Here is a 19,686-nt window from a genome sequence, read left to right as displayed (position 1 = left end):
GGACATGCGCGAGCCCAATCTCAGGACCAGCCGTCTTGCCATTGCCGGCGGCCTCGTGGCCGCGCTCGCGCTGGCGGGCGGGGGATTCCTGCTCGGGCGCGGCACGTCGCCCAGGCCAGACAGCGCGCCGCCGCCCGCGATCCAGTCCGCGCCGCCGTCGCCGGCGGCTCAGCCTGAACCGCCGCATATTCTGGGCCGCGCGGACCTCCTCGCGCTCGCCGCCAAGGCGGCCGATGCCGCCGCATCGGGGCAGGTGCTGCCGACCGGCCTGCAGGGCAAGCGGTTCGAGCTCGTTCTCCCCTTCGGCTGCGCCGGGCCTGCCGCTGCCGACAGCGCCGCGCCCTTGCGCTGGCGCTATGATGCCGCGCAGCAGACCCTGCGCGTTCATGTCGCGCCCGCCCGCTGGTCGCTGGCCGACTGGGGGCTTGCTCCGGATAAGGGCGGGGACGGGACGAGCGGCGAAGGGGATACGGGCGTCGACGCCAGGGCGGGGGAAGCGGCCGGGCAGGCCCGGCTTGAGGGCTTCTGGATCGAGCGGCCCTGGTCTAGCGCCGAGACCTGTCCGCCCGTTCCTCCCGGACCGGCTGCAAGCGAGGGTGCATCTGCGCCCCTGCTCCCGCCTGAGCAGACGCTGGCCTTTGCGCAATGGCGCAGCGAGGCAGGACGGACCGATACAGCGCGGGCCGGGCGGGCCTATGCCCTGGTCAAGCGCTTGGCGCCGGACGCAGCGCCCGGGCCGAAGGGGCTCCGTATCCGGCTCATCGGCCGGGTCGCCCGCCTTCCGGATGGCGGCAGCCTGCGCTGCACCCAGGCCGCCGGGCCGGACCAGCGCCCGGTCTGCCTCCTTGCCATCGCGCTCGACGAGGTGCGCATCGAGAACCCCGCCGATGGGGCGGTGCTCGGCACCTGGTCGGAGGCCATCGTCCAGCCCTGACGGCGCGCGCGCGCTGATGCGGTGCTCTCGCTCAAGCCGATAGCCCGGGCGGGCGAGGGCCGCCTGCTTCGCGCAAGATCGCCGGGCCGCCCGGACCGCATGGTATCCCAGGGGAACCCGTCGGCGCGCCATTGGTCGCTCGCCCTGCGCCCGCGTCCGGCCGGTCTGCCGGCGCATGAGCCTCGCCCGCCGCGCCGGGTGCCAGGGCCATTGCCGCAAGGGGAGCCGATCCTGGGGGCGGCCTGACAATTGTCCGTTCACCGCCGGCCTGGGCTGCCAGCGTCCCTTCCGCGCCGTTGACGTGACACCTGCGGCGAGGGGATGGGCCCGGCAACCCCGTTCCAGGCGCCCGTGTTGCCGCTGCGCGGCGGCCCGCGCCAGCGCCTTCCAGGGGTTCCCCTCCCGCGCTGCGCGCGTCGGTGCAGGTCCCGGCCCCACGCCGCCAATCGGTGTCACCGGCGGGAAGGAACGCCGGCAACCCAAGGAGGCTCATCATGAACGAAGTCAATCTCACCGGCCGCGTCGCCAAGGATCCGCAGACCCCCTCGGGCAATGGTCCCGTCACCCTCATCGTCGCGACCGACCGGGTCAAGCTCAAGGACGGCAAGACCTATATCGACGAGGCGACCGGCTACACGGCCAAGACCAGCGAGTTCCACAAGGTTACCTGCTTCAACGGCCAGGGCAAGGCGGCGGCCACGCGCAAGAAGGGCGACGTCGTCGCCATTTCGGGCTATCTGCACTATTCGAGCTGGGAAGATCGCGACGGCAACGCCCGCTACGGCGCCGAGGTCATCGCCGACCGGCTCCATTTCTTCTGACAGGCGCCGGGCGGCGCCCATGCGCCGCCCTTCGCTGGCCGCAGGTGCGCATCCCCCGCGCGCCTGCGGCACTCTTGCACAAAGGACCGCTCTTGGAACCCGACACGCCCCTCGCCGCCACACCCAGCCGCCGCATCGCGCTGCTCATCGATGCCGACAATGTGAGCCATGCCAAGATTGGCGCCATCCTCGCCGAGCTCAGCAAATATGGCACTGCCAATATCCGCCGCGCCTATGGCAACTGGGCGGCGACGACGCTCAAGGGCTGGACCGGAAAGCTCCACGATTTCGCGATTCGGCCCATCCAGCAGTTCAGCTATTCCACCGGCAAGAACGCCACCGATATCGCGCTCGTCATCGATGCGATGGAACTGCTCTATACCCAGGACCTGGACGCCTTTGCGATCGCGTCGAGCGATGCCGACTTCACGCCGCTGATCATGCAGCTCAAGGCCAATGGCCATGAGGTCTACGGGTTCGGCGAGCGCAAGACGCCGACGCCTTTCGTCAACGCCTGCACCACTTTCCTCTTCCTTGACGGCCTCGAGGACAGCGCCCCGCCTGCCGAAGCGGAGGTCGAGGCTCCGGCTGCTGCGCAGCCGAAGGGGCGCGGTCGCCGCAAGGCGGCGCCTGCCACTGCGCCGGCGGCTGCCGCCGCGCCTGCCGCTCCGCCAGAAGCGCCGACGACGCCCGGCGCCAAGTCGCTCGCGCAGGACAGCAAGCTCATCACCACCCTGCGCGGCGCGGTCGAGGCCGCCGCCCGCGACGATGGCTGGGCGCACATGGCGGCGGCCGGCAGCGCGGTAAAGCGCCAGGCACCAATCGATCCGCGCAACTATGGGGTCAAGAATTTCCCCCGGCTGTTCGAGGCGACCGGCCTGTTCGTCATCATGAAGGGCGACAACGGCCAGACCTATGTCGCGGACAAGCGCAACACCGACCGCGCCGCCAAGCCCGGCGGCTAGGTCGGATACCGGGCCGGGCCCTCAGCGCGGCCCGGCCTGCGCCCGCAGATGGGCGATGATCCGCGTCCATTCCTCGCCATGGGCCACGCCCGGGTCCGCGATCGCGGCGAGGACGGTCCGGACCTGCGGCAGGAAGCTTTGCCACATCGGCGCGCCCTCGAAACGGATGTCGCAAGCCAGGCCCTCCGCCTCGCACAGCGCCCGCGCGGCGCGCTCGCTGCCCTTGCCTTTGACCATGATCTTCGTGTCCCGCATTTGACGCCCGAGTCCCTGGCGTCCGGTCTCGAAAATAGCCCTCGCGCCTGGTCCGCGCCAGCGATCTCGCGGGCAGGGCGATCCTCGATAGTCCGAGCCGGGTTGGATATCCCGTCGCCGACGCGGCGGGGCGCGGTAAAAAGGAATGGGGCGGCGCATCCCGGCCGTCGGCCGGGACCGGCGCTCTAGTCGCTGGCGCTCCCGGAGCCGCGCCTGCGCCGCGTCTCCGCCCTGCCGGGTGACGATCACCTTGCGGGGTGCCAACCGGATCCCCCCGTTTTCTATTTATCTCTCTCTAGTCGTCCAAGTGTGGCGTGCGGGGATCGGCGCTCGTCAAGGATGAGCGGTCCCCCCAATTTTGACGGCGCCGCCGCGTGCCGCGCCGACCCCGACAAAATCGGTTCCCCCACTCCCCGCAAAGCGGCGTCGACCGGAGACCGGCCGCCGTCCCTGACCAGCTGGACCGCCGCACGCCCGGAGGAGGGCCTCATCGAACGGATGAGACACTCACACGGAGGCACTCATGACCAACTTCACCAACTTCGCCGATCTCGCCAGCTTCATCGCCGCAAGCCGCGACAATGATGACGCCAGCCGCAATTATGGAGCCGCCTTCATCGAGCATAGCGAGATGGCCAAGCTCTCCATCGTCGAGGCGCCCGAAGCGCTCGACATGCCCGACCCGGAGCAGGTCCGCGCTGCGGTCGACATGATGATGCAGACGATGTTCGACGTCCTGCGCGACACCAGGATGGAGGCCTATGCCGCCGATCTCGCCTGGGGCTTTGCCAACAGCTTCCATGTCGTGGCCAAGCGCATCGAGGGCCGCGAGGATGACGCCGCCAAGGCGCTCGGGGAGCTCGCGCGCCACTACGACCCCTCGGAAATCTACGCGACGGAACTCGAGGACACGCAGCTGCTCTGCCAGACGCTGCAGGGATGCCGCGAAGCGATGGAATGCATGCGCGACCATGCCGCCGAAGTCTACCGGGTCGAAACCGGCAAGCCCTTCTCGCCCGTCAAGGGCAGCCGGGTATCCTCCGCGCTCAGCGCCTCGATGATCGACGCGCGCGACTATCTGGCAGGACGCGCCCGGACGCGCCGCGAACAGTTCGCGCCCGATGGTCCGGTGGTCATCTTCTCTGGCGGCCAGGTGTGGGAAGATCATGACCTGCTCTACAAGGGTCTCGACCGCATCAAGACGCGCATCCCCGAGATGATCCTGGCCACGACCGCGCAGGCCAAGGGCTGCGATGCCATCGCCCACGCCTGGGCCGCCGCTCGCGGCGTCAAGGTCATCCAGTTCCGCCTGGACCGCAGCCAGGGCAACCGCGCCGCCTTCGTCCGCAACGACCGGCTGGTGAACCTCAAGCCCGTCGAAGCGGTCATCTGCGAGGGCTCCGGCATCCAGATGAACCTCGCCCAGAAGCTGCGCCAGGCCGGGGTTCCGCTCCACGTCGTCAATCTCGCCCACCAGCGGACGGCCAAGCGGGCATGAGCCCATCGGAGAGGCTCCGGCTCAGGCCGGGGCCTCTCCTCCTTCTTTTCGTCTGGCAGGGCGGCGCGCCGGGGCATCGAACCCCGTCGCGCCGCGCCGATGGCGGCCCTGAAACCTCTATCGGCGGGCTCTGGGGACCGGCCCGCAAAGCCCAAAGAAAAGAGGGGTGGAAAGGCGCGAGCCAACAGACAAGGAGAGCTCCCATGTCGATCCCGTTTCGCAAAGCTGCCGCCGCGTTCACCGTCCAATATCGCCCGCTCGTGGCCCGCATCACCGCGCGACACTATGCCCGCCTGCGTACCTATCTTGAGGCCGAAGCGCTCCGGCAGGGTCTCGACCTCCTGCGGCAAAAGGAGGGCGACGAGCACGCGCTGGACTATGCGCTGAGCGCCCGCGTCGACACGCTGGCTGTGGCCGCCCTCGCCAAGCTCTTCGACTATGACGCCGATGTGATCGCGGTCCTCGACGAAGCGCAGTTCACGCGGGCCCAGATCCGCACCCGCCGCCTGCCGATGAGCGGCGACATTGTGCTCGAAATCGGCGGGCAGGGCGCGGTCGACGGCGCCGGTATGAGCGCGCTGGAATCGGCAGAGCAGGGCGGGGCGCGATGACACGCCGGGCACGTCCTTTTGGACCCGAACGCGCGCCGCGGCTCGATCTTCTGACGCTGCTCGGTCCCGCGCCGGTCGAAGTCTTGTGGGAAGCGGAAAAGGCCGGCTGGCGCGCCTTCGTCATGGGTCATGGCGGGAGCGGCTACCGGCGGGGCAGCGCGAGAGATCAAGCCTGGCAGCGGGGCTTCGACGCGGCGGCGGCAAGTCGCGATCCCGCCCGCCTGATGCTTTAGGCAAATAGCTGCCAAAGCCGACGCAATTCGCCAACTATTCTTGCATCATTTGATGCTACAAACACGGTGCGACCCGAGGGACTCGCGGCTTTTGTTGCGAGCAACCCAAACTTGAGGCGATCCCTGCATCATCAGGGGTCGCTTTTTTCTTGGCGGGATGCCCATGAACCCGCTCTGAACCGCCGCCCGTTGCTGCGGATTCCCGCTTCACCGGCCATTTCCGCGCTGTTTCGCCCGGCTCGCTCGCGACCCCCAAGCGGACCCTTCGGTCCGCGGGCCGCTCGCCTCGGCCGGGGCGCCCCCACGAGAGGAAAATATCTCTCACAGACCTCCCATGATGTCAGCCGTCCGGGACCGCCTCAAGGATCGACGGTCCCCCCAATTTTGCCCTGGCCACCGCTCCGCTTCGCTCCACGGCAACCAGGACAAAATCGGTACCCCCGTCGCCCGCTTCGCGGCCGCCGGCGATGCCGGCGGTCCTTGACCCGATCCCGGACGGCCGACGGCCACTCCCCTGTCCTTCAAGACAAGAGGAGAAAGACGATGCAGACCCAGATGACCAGCGCCGCCGCCGACAACGCCGCCTTCTTCGCCGCCGTCGCCTGCGCACAGCGCCGCGCGCTCCACAGCTTCTTCGACCAGCATGTCATCCAGGAGAGCGAGGGCCGCTACATCAGCATCGACGAAGGCGACTATGACGCGCTGCCGATGACGCTCGTCGACCGGGTGGTGCACACAGTGCCGGGCGGTCTATCGGACGAATATTGAAACCGAGGGGAGGGGCCGCAAGGCCTCTCCTTTTTTGCTGCTCGGGACAGACGGACGCGGGGGGCATCGAGCCCCCCGCGTCCGTACCGCGCCGGTCGGCGCGGCAGGGTCGTTCAGGCGGCGAGGCGCTTGGTGACTTCCTCGAAACCGAGCTTCTTCACCTGCGCGGCGAAGGCCTCGATCCTATCGAGCGGGAGCTTGAACAGCCCCGCCTTGTCGAGGGCCGCCAGCGCCGCATCGCGCTCGCGTTCCGCGAGCCGCTTGCGGCGATCGGCCAGCCGCTCTTCGTCTGCGGCAATGGCCGCGCGTTCATCGTCCAGGGATTTCGCCATAGGAAGGCCTTTCGTTCAAGCTGATCGGGCTGTGAACGCGCCTCTCCTATAAGCGATGGAGAGGCCCGGCGGAAGACAGGAAAGGGGTTGCTGGGCGCATCGGGACGAGCCCGATGACGGCTCTATTCACTAGGCCGCCGCCGACCCCTGCGGGCCTGTCCCCGGCCAAGCTCACGGAGCCGATGCGAACGCCTCGTCTCCGCCCATTCGGGTGACGATCCTCGCCTGGGGCGGGGGCGTTTCGCCCCCGCTGCCAAAGCGACGGAGACCTCACGCAGGCGGGCCTGCGGGTTCCTCTTGCGTCGGAGCAAAAGAACCTCGCCTGCGGATTTGAGGCGGACGCCCAAAGGGCCGATCGGGATCGACGACGTGTCACCGCTCGTACCACCGCGCCGCTTTATGCCGCACTGGCGCCTCAAAGCGCCGCACCTGCCGGCCTGACCCAAGCTAGTTCCGCCACAAAGGGCGGAGCAGTACCCGCCGGAGGCCGGTTCCATCCCCTCATAGACGACGACCCGAACGTCCCAGGGCAACGGGGCGAGCTCTCAGGATTTTAGCACACCCTACGCAGCAAGCTGCAGGAAATAAGCCCGAAATCCAACGGGTTACGGCAGAGGGGCGGATGTTTACACTGTATGACGCGCGCGGCCGAAGTAATAATGGGCTCTAATTCAATATCTTAGCTGTCATCGCTGTTTACAGCGGCCTTCCCGCCTGCGCCTATTCTTGCGAAGGGGTGCACTCTCCTCTATAAGCGTCATCGCGCTCTCAAGCTCCACCAGCCTCTCTGCTAGGAGGCTGGCTTGTCCCACAGTTCGAAGATCGTCTCGCTGCGCATGGCGCGAGACCGGTTCGACCGTCTCGTCGCGGTCGCCGATGCGCGTCACTGTCGGCCGTCCGACGTCATCCGCAGCGCCATCGATGCCTATCTTGGCGGGGCTTCGGTCCTGACTGCCAGCCAGCTTCGTCTCGCGCGCATCGGCGAGTTCCAGCAGCTCGCCCTCGACATCATCATCCGTGAGCAATTTCCCGAATTCCGCGACCGCATCGTCGCGGAAACCGACAAGCGCCTGGAGCAGTATCATGGCGCGTAAAAACGATATCCGCACAGACGGCCGGGCCATCCCCTTGACCCATCACAGCGCGCGCGGACGGGTGCAGCGCAATTCGGGCAATTTTACCCGCGGCTCGCAGCTTCTCACCCACGAACTTCTGATGTGGTTCTCGGGTGCGAAACTGCCCATCCTGATGTGGTTCTTCCTCTTCGCGGCCGCCTGGTTCGTGATCATGTCGATCAAGCTCGACGAGCACGGCTTCCAGCTCATCTGCATGAAGATTTATGCCGCGCTCTGGAACTGGGTCGACCTCAACCCCAACAAGCGCGTCAACGTCACCCTGCCGAGCGGCGAGGTCATGCGTACGGTGATGCCCGCGGTGCCTTATATCGCCGAGGTCATCCAGGCCTGGAAGATCGCGATGAAAGGCCTTCTGGCGGCCTTCTTCGTATCCATCTTCATCACCATCCCGGTCGCACTCTGGTTCGTCGATCTTTCGCGCCAGCGGGGCAAGACGATCCTTCAGGAACGCCACGAGCGCGGAGCCATGCTGGTCGCCCGCCACGTGCTTCTCAACGAGATCAGCCAGCACAATTACGCGAAGTTCGAAGAGGAGGCGCAGGATCGCCTGCCCGGCCTCGCCCCGGCCAAGATTCTCGACATGCCGTTTCGTGCACGCAAGGCGGCGGGCATCCATCACCCCTATACGCTTGCGGGCATCCCTTATCCGCATCGCACCGAGCAGTCGCATACCATGCTCATCGGTACGACCGGATCGGGCAAGACGACCGAACTCAGGAGCCTGGTTTCGCAGGTGCGAGCCCGCGAGGACACGGCCGTCATCTTCGATCTCACCGGCGCCTATGTCGAAGCCTTCTACGATTCCGCGCGCGATACGATCCTCAACCCGATGGACGCGCGCTGCCCGGCCTGGTCGATCTTCAACGACTGCACCACGCATAGCGAATTCACTGCCGCAGCGGCGGCGCTCATTCCCTCGGACGGCGGCTCTGCCGAACCCTTCTGGGCGCTCGCGGCGCGCACCCTCTTCATCGAGATGTGCATCCGGCTCCAGGAGCGCGGCGCGACGACCAATCTCGCGCTCTCCGAGAACCTGATGACGGCCGACCTGAAGCGGGTTCACCGTTTCCTTGCCAACACGATCGCGGACCCGCTCACCGCGCCGGAAGCCGCACGCATGGCGGAATCGATCCGCGCGGTCTTCAATACCAATGCGCAGGTGCTGCGCTTCCTTCCCGACGAGGGGCCACGCTTCTCGATCCGCGACTGGACCACGACCGAGAAGAAGCCCGGCGCGATCCTGTTCATCACCTCGAACTATGTCGATCTGGCGATGAACCGGGCGCTGCTGACGCTGTGGATGGACATCGCCATCAACCGCCTCATGACCATGCCGCGCACCCGCGATCTGCGCACCTGGTTCATGTTCGACGAACTCGGCGCACTCCATCGTCTGCCCGCGATCGAGAATGGTCTCCAGACCGCCCGCGCGTTCGGCGGCGCGATGATCCTGGGGATCCACAGCTTCGAAAAACTGATCGAGGTCTATGGCGAGCAGGGTGCCCGCAATCTCGCCTCGCTCGCGCGCTCCAAGCTGATGCTCGCAACCGCCGATCTCGACACCGCCGAGCAATGCGCGCGCTACATCGGCAACCGCGAAGTACGGCAGATGGATGAAGCCTATAGCTACGGCTACAACAACACGCGCGACGCCTCGACGCTGACGCCGCGCAAGCAGGTCGAGCCGCTCGTCATCGCGGACGACATCACCAACCTGCCCTCGATGCATGGTTTCGTGAAATTCCCTGATGGCTTCCCCGCGGCGCGCATCCAGCTCCAGTGGAAAGACTACCCCCAGGTCGCCCAGGGCTTCATCGCCCGTCCCAATCTCCAGCCGGTGCGATCAAGGCGCGGAGAGGAGGCGTTCGAGGGGAGCGATGGGGGCGAAGCGGGCGGGCGCGATGGCGCCGCGCAGGTGATCGGGGAGGTTGCCGATCCCGTCAATCTGGCCAAGGAACTTGCCGCCAATATCCTGTCGGCCGAGGTCGAGGATGAGCATGATGAAGCGGCCCGCCGGGCGCAGCGTGCGGCCGAGAGCGACGAGCGGCCAGCAACCCCCACGCACGCCGCGGACAGGGCACAGGCGGCGCGCGCTGCGACCGGGGATCCTCAGACCGTGCCGCGCGATCGCGACGGGCGGGGTCAACCTGCGCCAGTGCCCCAGGTCGAGGATCAGACGCTGGTCGAGCTAAGGCAGGCGTTCGGGCGCGAGGACGACGGCATGGACATGGGGATCTGACATGCTGTCGGTCGCCTCGGTCCGCTCGGCTTCGGGCGCCGCGAATTATTTCGCGAAGGACGACTATTACACCGTCGAAGGATCCTCCGAGATCAGCGCCTGGGGCGGGGAGGGCGCGGGGGCGCTCGGGCTGTCGGGAGAAGTGGGTAAGGATGCGTTCGAGGGCATGCTCAACGGCATCCTGCCTTCGGGAGAAGGGGTGGCTCAAGTAGAGAACCGCCGGGCCGGCCTCGACCTCACCTTCTCCATGCCCAAGTCAGCCTCGATCCTGGCCTATGTGGCGGGCGACAAGCGCATTCTCGCCGCCAACATGGCGGCGGTCCAGAAGACGATGGCCTGGGTCGAGAAAAACCTCGCCGAAGGTCGCAAGGATATCGGCGGGCGAACCGTCCCTGTCGCGACCGGCAACCTCGTCTATGCCCTCTTCCAGCACGACACGAGCCGTGCCCTCGATCCCCAGGGGCATATCCATGCAGTGATCGCCAACCTGACCCGTCTGCCCGACGGCAAATGGCAAGCGCTCCACGCGGACAAGATCTGGAGCCACAACACCGTCATCGGCTCGATCTACCACGCCTATCTGCGCGAAGGCATCGAGCAGCTCGGTTTCAGGATCGAGGCGCTCGGCAAGCACGGCACCTTCGAGATCGCCGGCGTACCGCGCAAGGTGATTGATGCCTACAGCCAGCGCCGCGAAGCGATCCTCGAAAAGGCGGCGGCGCTTGGCATCGTCTCGCACAAGGGCCGCGACCAGATCACCACCAATACCCGCGATCCCAAGCTCAATGTCAAGGATCGCGACGCCCTCAAACAGGAATGGATCGACAAGGCGGCGTCGCTCGGATTTGACGGAAAGGCCCTCGTCGAGGGCGCCCTGGCGCGGTCCGATCGCCATGGGGCGCTCGGACCGCTCGAACGCGGCTACAAGGCGGTGACCGAGGCGATCGCCGCCGGGCGCGAAAAGCTCGGCGACCTTGTCCGGCCCGCGGATCCTTTGGTCGATCGCGGCCTTGCCCGCGTCACCCAGTCGCCCGCCATCGCGCGGGCCCAGCTCGCGGTCGCCTCGGCAGTCCGTATTCATAGCGAACGCGAGGCGGCCTTTCCCATCCATCGCCTTGCCAAGACCGCGCTCGACCTTGGCCTCAAGGACGTGACGATCGATCGGATCGAACAGCGGATCCAGCAACTCGTCGCGCGCGGCACGCTGCTCAGGGGACAGGAGCGCGCAGCTGACTTCGTCACCACCCGGCAGGCACTAGCCACGGAAACCCAGATCCTGACCCAGGTAGAGGCGGGCCGCGGACAGGCGAACCCAATCATCGACGCGTCCGAGGCGCCGGGCCGCCTGCAGGCCGCAGCGACGCAGCCCCTCAATACAGGCCAGCTCGCCGCCGCTACCTTGATCCTCGGCTCGGCCGACCGCACGGTCTCGATCCAGGGCATCGCCGGCGCCGGCAAGTCGACGATGCTTCAGGCCGTCGCCCGCGTGGCGGAGGCGGAAGGACGCGCCATCACCGGCCTTGCCTTCCAGAACAAGATGGTCGCCGACCTGGCCGAAGGCGCAGGCGTCCCTGCGCAAACCATCGCCTCTTTCGTGCTTGCCCATGAACGGTATGTCGCCGAACCGCAGGGCCCGGGCTATGATGCGGCGCGGGCGGCACATGCCGGATCGATGCTGGTCGTCGACGAGACCTCGATGGTGTCGTCGAACGATATGCTCAAGCTGCACGCCATCGTCGAGACGCTTGGCGTCGACAAGCTCGTGCTGGTTGGTGACCGGCAGCAGCTCTCCTCGATCGATGCGGGCAAATCCTTCGCCATGATCCAGGCGGCGGGCGGCACGCTGGCGCGCATGGACGAGAATATCCGCCAGCGGACCGACGTCCTGCGCACCGTCGCCGCGCTTGCCAATATCGGCAAGGCAAGCGAGGCGATGCGGGTGCTGGGCGACAAGGTCATCGAAGCCTCCCAGCCCGCAGAACATGCCGCCGATCTCTGGCTGGCGCTCGATCCCGCGGAGCGCCAGGCGACCGCGGTCTTTGCCTCGGGACGCGAGGCACGTGCGGCGATCAACGAGAGGATCCAGGCGGGTCTTGCCGCCGAAGGATCGCTGGAAGGGGAGGGCATCCATCTCACGGTCTATGAGCGGGTCAACACGACGCGCGAGGAACTGCGCTACGCGGCCACCTACCGCGCCGGCATGACGCTCGAGGTCGGTCGGGGCGGCGGCCAGGACATAGGGCTCCGCGCCGGGCGCTACGACGTCCTGGCTGTCCACGCCAATGGCAAGGTCGAGCTGGGCGAAGGCCGCCGCCGTATACGTTTCGATCCGCTGAAATTGTCGCCGACCGAGACACGCGATCGCCTCCAGCTGACCGAGAAGAAGGATCTCCACTTGCGGGCCGGTGACCGCATACGCTGGACGGCCAACGACAAGCCGCGCGGCCTGACCAACGCCTCGCTCGCCCGGGTTGTCGCCGTCAATCGCGACAGCGTGACAGTCGAGACGGCGGGGAGGGACCGGCTCGTGCTCGCGTTTGGCGATCCCATGCTGAGCCGGGTGGACCTGGCCTATGCGCTCAACATGCACATGGCGCAGGGGATCACCACCGACAAGGCGATCACGGTCATGGATAGCCATGAGCGCAACCTGTCGAACCAGCGCCTCTTCAACGTCGGCGTCACCCGCGTGCGCGACGACCTCACCATGGTGGTCGACGACAAGGCGAAGCTCGAGCGGCAACTCGACCACAACCCCGGGAACAAGACCTCTGCGCTCGAGACCCTGGGCCGGCTCGAAATCGACGGTCCGGGAAGGGCGCAGGCATCCGGCCCATTCGATCCGGGACCTGTCGAAGGCGGACCTGGTCCCAAAGCGGCCGAAGGACTCGATGGCTTTCCGCCGGTGCCCCCGGCCGAAGGGCAGGTGGCCGCCAGGGCGAAGTCTGATGATCTGAGCGCGCCGCGCCTCAAGCCCGAACAAGCCGATCTGCTGCCCCCGCTGCCCGAACGCAGTCTGGGCCTCGATTTGTAAGACGAGACGAGGATATGTCTGGATGGGATTATGACGATGCCGGCAAGTTCGGCAGCGAAAAGGCGGCCGAGGATTTCGCGAAGGCCAATAATATCGACCCCAGCGACTTCCGTACCCGGCGCAACGGCGAGAGCGTCGAGCTCGAAATCCGGCGTTCCGCGCTCGATGGGCGCACGCTGCGCGATGGCGGCGAAGGCCGCCGCGACGGCTGGAATTGACGGCTATGGGTCTCGCGGATCGCGATTATATGCGCGCGCGCAGGCGGCGTGGCCAACTCACGCCCGAACCGCGCGTCGTCGTCCATCCCATGCAGAAGTGGATCATGCTGCTGTCGGCCGTGACGTTTCTTTATCCCGCCTACCGGGAGGCGAAACGCTCCGGCTGGCTTTCCGATGCAGGACCGTCCCTGCTGTTTCCCGCGACGGGAAGCGTAACCGTGGCTCGAGGCATCGAGCGCAAGGACGCGACCTCAAAGCTACGGGTGAGCACGGCTGATGCCAACGCCGTGGTGCAGCTCTTCGAGCGTGCGAGCGATCGTCATGTGATCTCGGTCTATGTCCGTCGTGAGGATCATGCGGAGGTCCCGGTGCCGCCTGGCACCTACCGCATGGGGATCATCGAGGGCGACAAATGGCATGGGCGTGGAAGATTCTTCGGACCTTCGACCACCTACGAGACCGTCGTCAAACCCATGACCTTCACCGCCACCACCTCAAACGGGATCGATCTGCATCGGCGTCCGGGCGGAAAGCTTCACACGCGCGTGAACCTCACCGATCCACCGGCGCTCGACTGAGAAAGGACAAAGCATGGACATTGGCGAAATCCTGCTGTCTCCGAAAGGTCGAGTGGGCCGCGCCCCGTTCCTGGCGGTTGTGGCCACAGGTTGGGCGATCGCGTTCGATCTCCTGCCTTTCAACCCGCTGCTCGCGCTACGCTATGCCGCCACCATCAATGTCGCGGTCGTCGTCATTAGCGCGCTGGCGGTCTGGGTGGGGATCGCCATTACGGTCAAGCGTTTCCACGACGTTGGATTATCGGGGTTCAATACGGTCGGATTGGTCTGGGCGACGCTGCGCGGCGACCCGCTGGCGATCGACGCGCCTTTCGCCATGGCCATCGCGGCCTTTGGGATCATCACCCAGCTATGGCTTTGCATAGAGCCGGGCTCGCGGAGCGCCAATCGCTTCGGCAATCCCGTGTCGGCTTAACGGGCACATCCCTTGCCCTCGACCCGCAAGTCGACATAGGCCCGGCCGTTCCATCGCACGACCGGCATGCAAAGGCCGGGGCCGCCGATGCCGATATCGGGCCAACCGTCTGCGCCTTTGGTGGGACGAATATCGGCGATCCCGACCGAATTATACATGCGCTTCCAGCGGCCGTCGGCCTGCTGGCTCATCACCCAGAAGGCGGCGCCCGTATTGCCATAACAATAGGTGCCGCCTTCGGTGATGATGGCCTCGGGTCTGCCGTCGCCGTTCAAGTCGCGCCGCTCCTCGATCGTGCCGGGTCCATAAGACCCTGGCCCATTGTCCTCGTCGCCATCGTTGCAGCCGCTTTCCCAGCGACCCTTCTTGAGGTGGAAGCCGGCGGCAAGAAAGATCGCGGCGTCTCCAGCGGGCGCGGCGGCGGCTGGACCCGAGGTCGCATTTCGAGCCGCCGATGGGGCGGCCCGCGCCGCCTGTGAAGCCATACGTGCGTCCGCGTAGACATTGCCATCATAAGTGAGCCGCGTCGTCACGCCGCCGCGCGTTGCGTTGAGCACGAACCAGCCGTTGACTGCTGTACCCGACGCCGCGACGGAGCCTTCCCCTTCAAGAATGCGGCGCCAGCGGCCATCCGGGCCCTGGGTGGCGACGGCATACCAGCGCTTCTCCTGCTGGTAGCAATCTCCGCTGTCGATAAAGAGGGCTTCCTTGCGTCCATCACCGTTCATATCGACGAAGGTAAGGCGCGGCCTTGCCGGTTTGCCGCAGCGGTTCGTCGGCCCGACGGCGTCGGTGACGACAGGAAAGCCGCCCGCGCCATAGAGGGCTTTCGCCTGTTCGCGGGTCATGCCTGCCGATTGGGCCACAAGCGGCGGCGCCCATACAACTGCCGCGAGCGCGCCGATGCCTGTCCATCTGCCCATATGCCGTTCCCCGCACCGCTACAAAGGTTCCTGCATCGTGACGGTTCGGTCGCAAGGATCAAGCGATTCCATCAGAAAGAAGCTGCGTGACCTTGGGCATCCCGAAGACCAGGTCGATCGACGGCCTGAGGCGGTTCACTGGGCCACGTCTCGGGGTCAGTCGGCTGCGGGCCTGCGTGCTGTCTTCCTGCAATCCTGATGTCGCGTGTGACACTTTACCCAGAGGTCGGGGTAAAGTGTCACGGATGGTATCAGATGTGAGGCGGAGCGAGCGAGGCAATATCCCCTAGAAGCCTCAACGCACGGGAGTTGTGCGCGGATGTTGGCTATTAAGCTTTATGGCTTTCTCTGAAATGCACTGGCTGCGGCGAATTGCCGCACTTTACCGCCTAAAGCTGCTACTCAGTCGGGATGGTACAAACGAACATCTCCAGGGTCCCTAGCACGTCCGGCCGAAATTGGAGCGAGGACGAGCGCGTTGCCGCGTTGGACCGCTATGACATTCTTGATACGCCAACCGAGCCGATCTTTGACGACATCGCCCGTCTGGCCTCCGAGGCGCTTGGGGCGCCGATCGCCGTGGTCAACCTTATCGCGACCGCGCGGCAGTGGTTCAAAGCCGAAATCAGCATCGGCGCGCGCGAACTCCCTCTGGAAGTCTCGATCTGCGCGCATGCGCTGCTCGAGGAGGACATGATGGTGATCCCCGACACACGGCTCGATCCGCGGGTCGATTGCAATCCCCTGGTTACGGCCGAAGGTGGTCTTCGCTTCTATGCCGGGGCGCTTCTCAAGACACCCGACGGTCTGCCCATCGGCACGCTGTGCGTTCTTGATCGGCAGCCTCGCCCGGAGGGCATCACGCCCTTCCAGCGGCTCACCCTCGAAGTGCTGGCGCGCCAGGTCATGACGCAGCTGGAATTGCGCAGGTCGCTCAGCCAGCAGCAAGAAACGCTCGCGCAGCTCGCTGCGAGCGAGGAGCGGACCCGCCTTGCCCTTGACGCAGGCGAACTCGGCGCCTGGGAATCGACCCCGGCGCTGCGTTCGCTCAAATGGGACGCGCGCACCCGGGAGTTGCTTGGCCACGAACCTGACGAAGCGCTCGACTATGAAACCTCGTTTCTCGCGCGGGTTCATGCCGAGGATCGCGAGCGGGTCGCTGCCCTTATCGCCGAGGCGCTGGCCCCTGGGGGCGCAGGCACGGTCAGCGTCGAATATCGCACGGTCAATCCTCGTGATGGCCGTGAGCGCTGGATCCACGCCAAGGGCGCGCTTGCCGTAGGTCTGGGCGGCGAACAGAAGTTCGTCGGCACGGTGCGGGACATCACCGCGGAAAAGGATGCCGAGATGCATCGGCGGCTGCTGACTGGCGAGCTCCAGCACCGGGTCAAGAATACGCTCGCCGTGGTAAATGCCATCGTCCACCAGTCGCTCCGCAGCGCGCCCTCGATGGAGGAGGCGAGTACCGCGATCGGGCAGCGCCTCCAGACCCTGGGCGCCGCTTACGAGTTGCTAACCCGCACCGACTGGACGGTGGCGCCGATCGGCGCTGTCGCCGAAGGAACAACGGCGCTTCATGGCGCTCGCACAGGCGCGATCCGGATTGCGGGGCCTGACCTTCTTCTATCGGCACGGGCCTCGCTGGCTCTGTCCATGTCCCTCCACGAGCTGTCCACCAATGCGGTGAAATATGGCGCCCTGTCGGTGCCGGGCGGGCAGGTCGACCTTACCTGGACCATCGATGCGGAAGAGGGAAAGTCATTCCTCACGATCTGCTGGGAGGAGCGAGGCGGACCAACCGTATGCGCGCCCGAGCGAGGCGGGTTCGGCACCCGCTTGATGGCCAGCCTTGCCAGCGATCTCGGCGGCAAGGGAGTCATCGACTATCAGCCGACCGGTGTCGTCTGGCGGCATCGGGCTGATCTGGCACGGATCACCGAACCCGCTTGAGTGGAACCCACGGCGGTTCCGGCTCGGTAAAATGTCACGGGTGGAAAAACTTGGATGTGCTGTCCGCTGGGGATTCACATTGCGCGCGCGCGTGATAGATTCATCTTATGTTCCAGCAACCCGACCTCTTCGCCTCCGTCGATCCGGTCAGGCAGCCGCCGTCCGACGACCTGAATTTGCCTGCCCTCATCGAGCGCATCGCCGATGTTTCGCGGCGGCCGCGCTATGCCTTCATGGTGCTCAACCTGATCGCCAAGGCGGCGGGGCGGAACAGCGGCAGTGCAGGTCCTTACGTCCAGGTGGATGGCGAGCGCATTCCTTTGCGCGATTGGCTCTGCGACTCTCTCGTCCCCATTGCGCAGCGCGATGCGCGCCGCCTCGCCATCGTCGACCAGGTGCGGTCGGGCCTTGAGGCGCAGAAGGCACTGCCTGACGATCCGCAGGAGGCGGCCCGTGTGGTCCAGGAGGAGGTGAAAGTGCGCATCCGCCGTTCGGGCCGTTGCAATGTCAGCCGCGCTGTCTCGGACCTCGTAAGAGCCGGCCTTGTGCGCAGGCATTATCAGGGCTTTCGCGTCGATCATCATAATCGCGGTGCGCAGCGCGAAGCGGTTTACACGATCACCGATGCGGCTGCGCGCGCGTTGCGCGCCTGAGCAGGACGGCAGGGCAGGAAAACCGTTCTGTTCGGCATGACATATCATTTTAATTGCTCATTTGCACATGATATGTCATGCACTTTCCATGCCCCGCGCCTCTCGAGCCTCCAGCGGTCTGCCGCCACAAAGCCAGCGTGCCATTCGCCAGTTGGGCGAAGACTTGCGCACCGCACGCAAGCGGCGACGCATCCCGCAGAAACTGATGGCCGAGCGTATGCTGGTGTCGGTGCAGACGCTGCAGCGTCTCGAAGCCGGCGATCCGACCGTAGGCCTCGCCGCGCTGGCGAGCGCTCTCTTCGTGCTGGGTATGACGGCTCGCCTGGAATCGCTCGTCGCCCCTGAAACCGACAGGGTCGGGACCAGCGAGGAAATCGGCCGCCTGCCGCACAGCATCCACACGCCGCGGCGCGACGATCCGCTGGATTTCTAAGCCATGGCCGACATCGAAACCTTCGTTTTCGTCTATCTGGACGGCGTTGCCGTCCCTGCGGGCCTTTTGCGCCTCCACAGCGAGCCGCGTGCCAGCTACGCGACCTTCGCATACGGCAATCGCTATCTCGAGCGGCCCGACCGTGTCGCGATCGATCCTGTGACCCTGCCGCTGCCGCCGGCCGGCACGCGCCAGGAATTCCGGACCGAGGAAGGCTTTGCCGTCTTCAATGGGATCCGCGACGCCGCGCCCGACGGGTGGGGTCAGTATCTCATGTACAAGGCGATGGGCGAGCGAACGCCAAGCGAGGCGGATCTCCTGCTCGCGTCCGGTGACCACCGCGTCGGCGCACTGGCGTTCGGTCCCACGCTAGAGGCGCCAAGGCGCCTCGCGCCCTGGGGCGAAGCCGACGCGCCCGGCGAACAGTTCACCCTGGCAGAACTGGCCGCCGCCGCCGAAGAAGCGCAGGAGGTCGACCAGCTCAGCGAAAATCTGCGCCCCCTCTTGACCGCCGGCTCGTCGCTGGGCGGTGCGCGTCCCAAGGCGGCGACGACGATCGAGGGCCAATCCTGGATCGCCAAGTTTCCAGCACGCAACGACACCTTTCCCGAGTGCCGGGTCGAGCTAGCCACCATGCGGCTCGCCGCTGAATGCGGGCTCGACGTTCCGTCGCTTCGCTTCGAGCAACTGCTCGGCCGCGACATCTATCTGATCGAACGTTTCGATCGCAGGCTGGACGGCAACCGGATGCTGCGCACCTCCTTCGCATCGGGGCTTACGATGCTGGGCGCGCATGAAAGCGAGGTCAGCCGCTATGCCTATGCCGATCTGGGCGCGACGCTACGCCAGCACGGCACTGCGGTCCGGCGGGATCTCGAGGAACTGTTCAGGCGCATGGTCTTCAATATCCTCGTCACCAATGACGACGATCACCTGCGCAATCATGGTTTCCTGTGGGACGGGAAGGGGTGGCGGCTGTCGCCGCTCTATGACGTCGTTCCCAAGCCGCAGGTGGGCCTGGATCGCCGGCTCGTGCTGGGCGTGGGGGCCGAGGGTCGCCAGGCCAGCCTTGCCAACGCGCTCTCGCAGGTCGCGCAGTTCGACCTGGGGGAGGAGGATGCGCGCGCGATCGTTATCGCTATGGCCGATAGGGTTCATGCGCGGTGGCGTGCCTGTTTCGAAGAGGCAGGGGTCAACGTCGCCGACCAGGGCCGTTTTGCTACCTGCTTTCGCCTGGCGGACCCCGAACATCGCGCAATCGGCTGACAGGCCAGCGATTTCACGCCGAAGGGCGTCACAGGGCCCCGGCGCTCCAGAGGGATTTCAGGCAGCGCGCGCTTCGGCCGACGCGGTAGAGAAAGCAGCGGCGGAAGAGGGCGCTGCCTTGGTCATGCCAGCCGCCGCGGCGATCAGCCGCTCCCGCATCGCCTTGCCTGGCTTGAAATGCACCGATCGCTTGGCCGGGACCGGCACGGCCAAGCCGCTGCGTGGATTTCGCCCGGTGCGAGCCTCGTGCAGCCGCGTCAAAAAGGCACCGAACCCGCGCAGCTCGACACGCCCGCCAGCGGCTAGCTGGTCGACGACCGCCTCGAAGAAGAGATCGACGATCTTTTCAATCTCCTGCGCGGAGAGTTCCGGGTTTTCCTTGCCCAGGAGGGCCACGAGTTCAGATCGCACCATGGCTGGAGCC

At 66.3% G+C, this 19,686-nt stretch carries 20 protein-coding genes and 1 pseudogene; 17 read left to right on the top strand and 4 right to left on the bottom strand.

Going from position 1 to position 19,686, the window contains the following annotated elements:
- The first annotated feature begins 4 nt into the window (after positions 1 to 4).
- The 3 genes from SAMIE_RS21075 (at position 5) to SAMIE_RS21065 (ending at position 2,720) form a co-directional block, all read left to right on the top strand.
- Entirely contained in the window at positions 5 to 934 is a 930-nt protein-coding gene (locus SAMIE_RS21075) for a hypothetical protein (protein WP_048938246.1), read from the top strand.
- Between the two features lie 494 nt (positions 935 to 1,428).
- Complete coding sequence (locus SAMIE_RS21070; RefSeq protein ID WP_048938245.1) at positions 1,429 to 1,755, top strand: single-stranded DNA-binding protein; 327 nt, start codon at positions 1,429 to 1,431, stop codon at positions 1,753 to 1,755.
- A 92-nt stretch (positions 1,756 to 1,847) separates the two neighbouring features.
- The gene (locus SAMIE_RS21065) at positions 1,848 to 2,720 is read left to right on the top strand and encodes an NYN domain-containing protein (protein ID WP_048938244.1); all 873 of its coding nucleotides are present in this window, start codon (positions 1,848 to 1,850) and stop codon (positions 2,718 to 2,720) included.
- 21 nt (positions 2,721 to 2,741) lie between these two features.
- Here SAMIE_RS21065 and SAMIE_RS21060 read toward each other — a convergent pair whose 3' ends face one another.
- A complete protein-coding gene (locus SAMIE_RS21060; RefSeq protein ID WP_232037457.1) occupies positions 2,742 to 2,975 on the bottom strand; it encodes a hypothetical protein in 234 nt (77 codons plus the stop codon).
- A gap of 523 nt (positions 2,976 to 3,498) precedes the next feature.
- Between SAMIE_RS21060 and SAMIE_RS21055 the strand changes: the two genes are divergently transcribed.
- The 4 genes from SAMIE_RS21055 to SAMIE_RS21040 all read left to right on the top strand — a co-directional run bounded on the left by SAMIE_RS21055 (position 3,499) and on the right by SAMIE_RS21040 (position 6,085).
- The gene (locus tag SAMIE_RS21055; protein WP_008829872.1) at positions 3,499 to 4,473 is read left to right on the top strand and encodes a DUF2493 domain-containing protein; all 975 of its coding nucleotides are present in this window, start codon (positions 3,499 to 3,501) and stop codon (positions 4,471 to 4,473) included.
- 203 nt (positions 4,474 to 4,676) lie between these two features.
- Positions 4,677 to 5,084 carry a hypothetical protein gene (locus SAMIE_RS21050; protein WP_066702624.1) on the top strand — a complete coding sequence of 136 codons (408 nt, stop codon included), beginning with the start codon at positions 4,677 to 4,679 and terminating at the stop codon, positions 5,082 to 5,084.
- Positions 5,081 to 5,317, top strand: a complete 237-nt coding sequence (locus SAMIE_RS21045; RefSeq protein ID WP_048938241.1) for a hypothetical protein — start codon at positions 5,081 to 5,083, stop codon at positions 5,315 to 5,317. The genes SAMIE_RS21050 and SAMIE_RS21045 overlap by 4 nt, the downstream gene beginning before the upstream one ends.
- A gap of 543 nt (positions 5,318 to 5,860) precedes the next feature.
- The gene (locus tag SAMIE_RS21040) at positions 5,861 to 6,085 is read left to right on the top strand and encodes a hypothetical protein (RefSeq protein ID WP_011950492.1); all 225 of its coding nucleotides are present in this window, start codon (positions 5,861 to 5,863) and stop codon (positions 6,083 to 6,085) included.
- Positions 6,086 to 6,198: 113 nt separating this feature from the next.
- Here the strand turns inward: SAMIE_RS21040 and SAMIE_RS21035 are convergent, their stop codons facing one another.
- On the bottom strand, positions 6,199 to 6,417 hold the full coding sequence (locus SAMIE_RS21035) for a hypothetical protein (protein WP_008829876.1): 219 nt from the start codon (positions 6,415 to 6,417) through the stop codon (positions 6,199 to 6,201).
- An 803-nt stretch (positions 6,418 to 7,220) separates the two neighbouring features.
- Between SAMIE_RS21035 and SAMIE_RS21030 the strand changes: the two genes are divergently transcribed.
- From SAMIE_RS21030 to SAMIE_RS21005, 6 genes are read left to right on the top strand one after another with little or no spacing between them, the layout of a single operon-like run.
- Positions 7,221 to 7,511 carry a hypothetical protein gene (locus SAMIE_RS21030; RefSeq protein ID WP_008829877.1) on the top strand — a complete coding sequence of 97 codons (291 nt, stop codon included), beginning with the start codon at positions 7,221 to 7,223 and terminating at the stop codon, positions 7,509 to 7,511.
- Positions 7,501 to 9,792 carry a type IV secretion system DNA-binding domain-containing protein gene (locus tag SAMIE_RS21025; RefSeq protein ID WP_048938240.1) on the top strand — a complete coding sequence of 764 codons (2,292 nt, stop codon included), beginning with the start codon at positions 7,501 to 7,503 and terminating at the stop codon, positions 9,790 to 9,792. Before SAMIE_RS21030 ends, SAMIE_RS21025 begins: the two co-directional genes overlap by 11 nt.
- Position 9,793: 1 nt before the next feature.
- Positions 9,794 to 12,826, top strand: coding sequence for a MobF family relaxase (gene mobF / locus SAMIE_RS21020; protein WP_066702621.1), 3,033 nt, complete (start codon positions 9,794 to 9,796; stop codon positions 12,824 to 12,826).
- 14 nt (positions 12,827 to 12,840) lie between these two features.
- Complete coding sequence (locus SAMIE_RS21015) at positions 12,841 to 13,044, top strand: hypothetical protein (RefSeq protein WP_041380143.1); 204 nt, start codon at positions 12,841 to 12,843, stop codon at positions 13,042 to 13,044.
- A 5-nt stretch (positions 13,045 to 13,049) separates the two neighbouring features.
- Entirely contained in the window at positions 13,050 to 13,622 is a 573-nt protein-coding gene (locus tag SAMIE_RS21010) for a hypothetical protein (RefSeq protein WP_011950488.1), read from the top strand.
- Positions 13,623 to 13,635: 13 nt separating this feature from the next.
- A complete protein-coding gene (locus tag SAMIE_RS21005; protein WP_066702618.1) occupies positions 13,636 to 14,037 on the top strand; it encodes a DUF805 domain-containing protein in 402 nt (133 codons plus the stop codon).
- On the opposite strand, the gene SAMIE_RS21000 is transcribed toward SAMIE_RS21005, so the two are convergent.
- Positions 14,034 to 14,960 (bottom strand): hypothetical protein, encoded by a 927-nt coding sequence (locus SAMIE_RS21000; RefSeq protein ID WP_011950486.1) that lies wholly within the window; start codon positions 14,958 to 14,960, stop codon positions 14,034 to 14,036. The two genes, SAMIE_RS21005 and SAMIE_RS21000, sit on opposite strands and share 4 nt — an antisense overlap.
- A 486-nt stretch (positions 14,961 to 15,446) precedes the next feature.
- On the opposite strand from SAMIE_RS21000, the gene SAMIE_RS20995 reads away from it, so the two are divergent.
- From SAMIE_RS20995 to SAMIE_RS20980, 4 genes are all read left to right on the top strand, one after another.
- Complete coding sequence (locus SAMIE_RS20995) at positions 15,447 to 16,910, top strand: sensor histidine kinase (protein WP_226952288.1); 1,464 nt, start codon at positions 15,447 to 15,449, stop codon at positions 16,908 to 16,910.
- A gap of 107 nt (positions 16,911 to 17,017) precedes the next feature.
- Positions 17,018 to 17,563 (top strand): hypothetical protein, encoded by a 546-nt coding sequence (locus SAMIE_RS20990; protein ID WP_008829885.1) that lies wholly within the window; start codon positions 17,018 to 17,020, stop codon positions 17,561 to 17,563.
- Positions 17,564 to 17,651: 88 nt separating this feature from the next.
- Positions 17,652 to 17,996: a helix-turn-helix domain-containing protein gene (locus SAMIE_RS20985; protein WP_107917698.1), complete on the top strand. Its 345-nt coding sequence runs from the start codon at positions 17,652 to 17,654 to the stop codon at positions 17,994 to 17,996.
- 3 nt (positions 17,997 to 17,999) lie between these two features.
- A complete protein-coding gene (locus SAMIE_RS20980; RefSeq protein ID WP_011950483.1) occupies positions 18,000 to 19,262 on the top strand; it encodes a type II toxin-antitoxin system HipA family toxin in 1,263 nt (420 codons plus the stop codon).
- 144 nt (positions 19,263 to 19,406) lie between these two features.
- On the opposite strand, the pseudogene SAMIE_RS20975 reads toward SAMIE_RS20980, so the two are convergent.
- Positions 19,407 to 19,676, bottom strand: a pseudogene (locus tag SAMIE_RS20975) (HU family DNA-binding protein); the annotation flags it as partial.
- Between the last annotated feature and the right edge of the window lie 10 nt (positions 19,677 to 19,686).

This window comes from Sphingobium amiense, from assembly GCF_003967075.1.
In the GTDB taxonomy this organism is placed as follows: Bacteria; Pseudomonadota; Alphaproteobacteria; order Sphingomonadales; family Sphingomonadaceae; genus Sphingobium; species Sphingobium amiense.
This window is presented reverse-complemented; position numbering and strand designations above follow the sequence as displayed.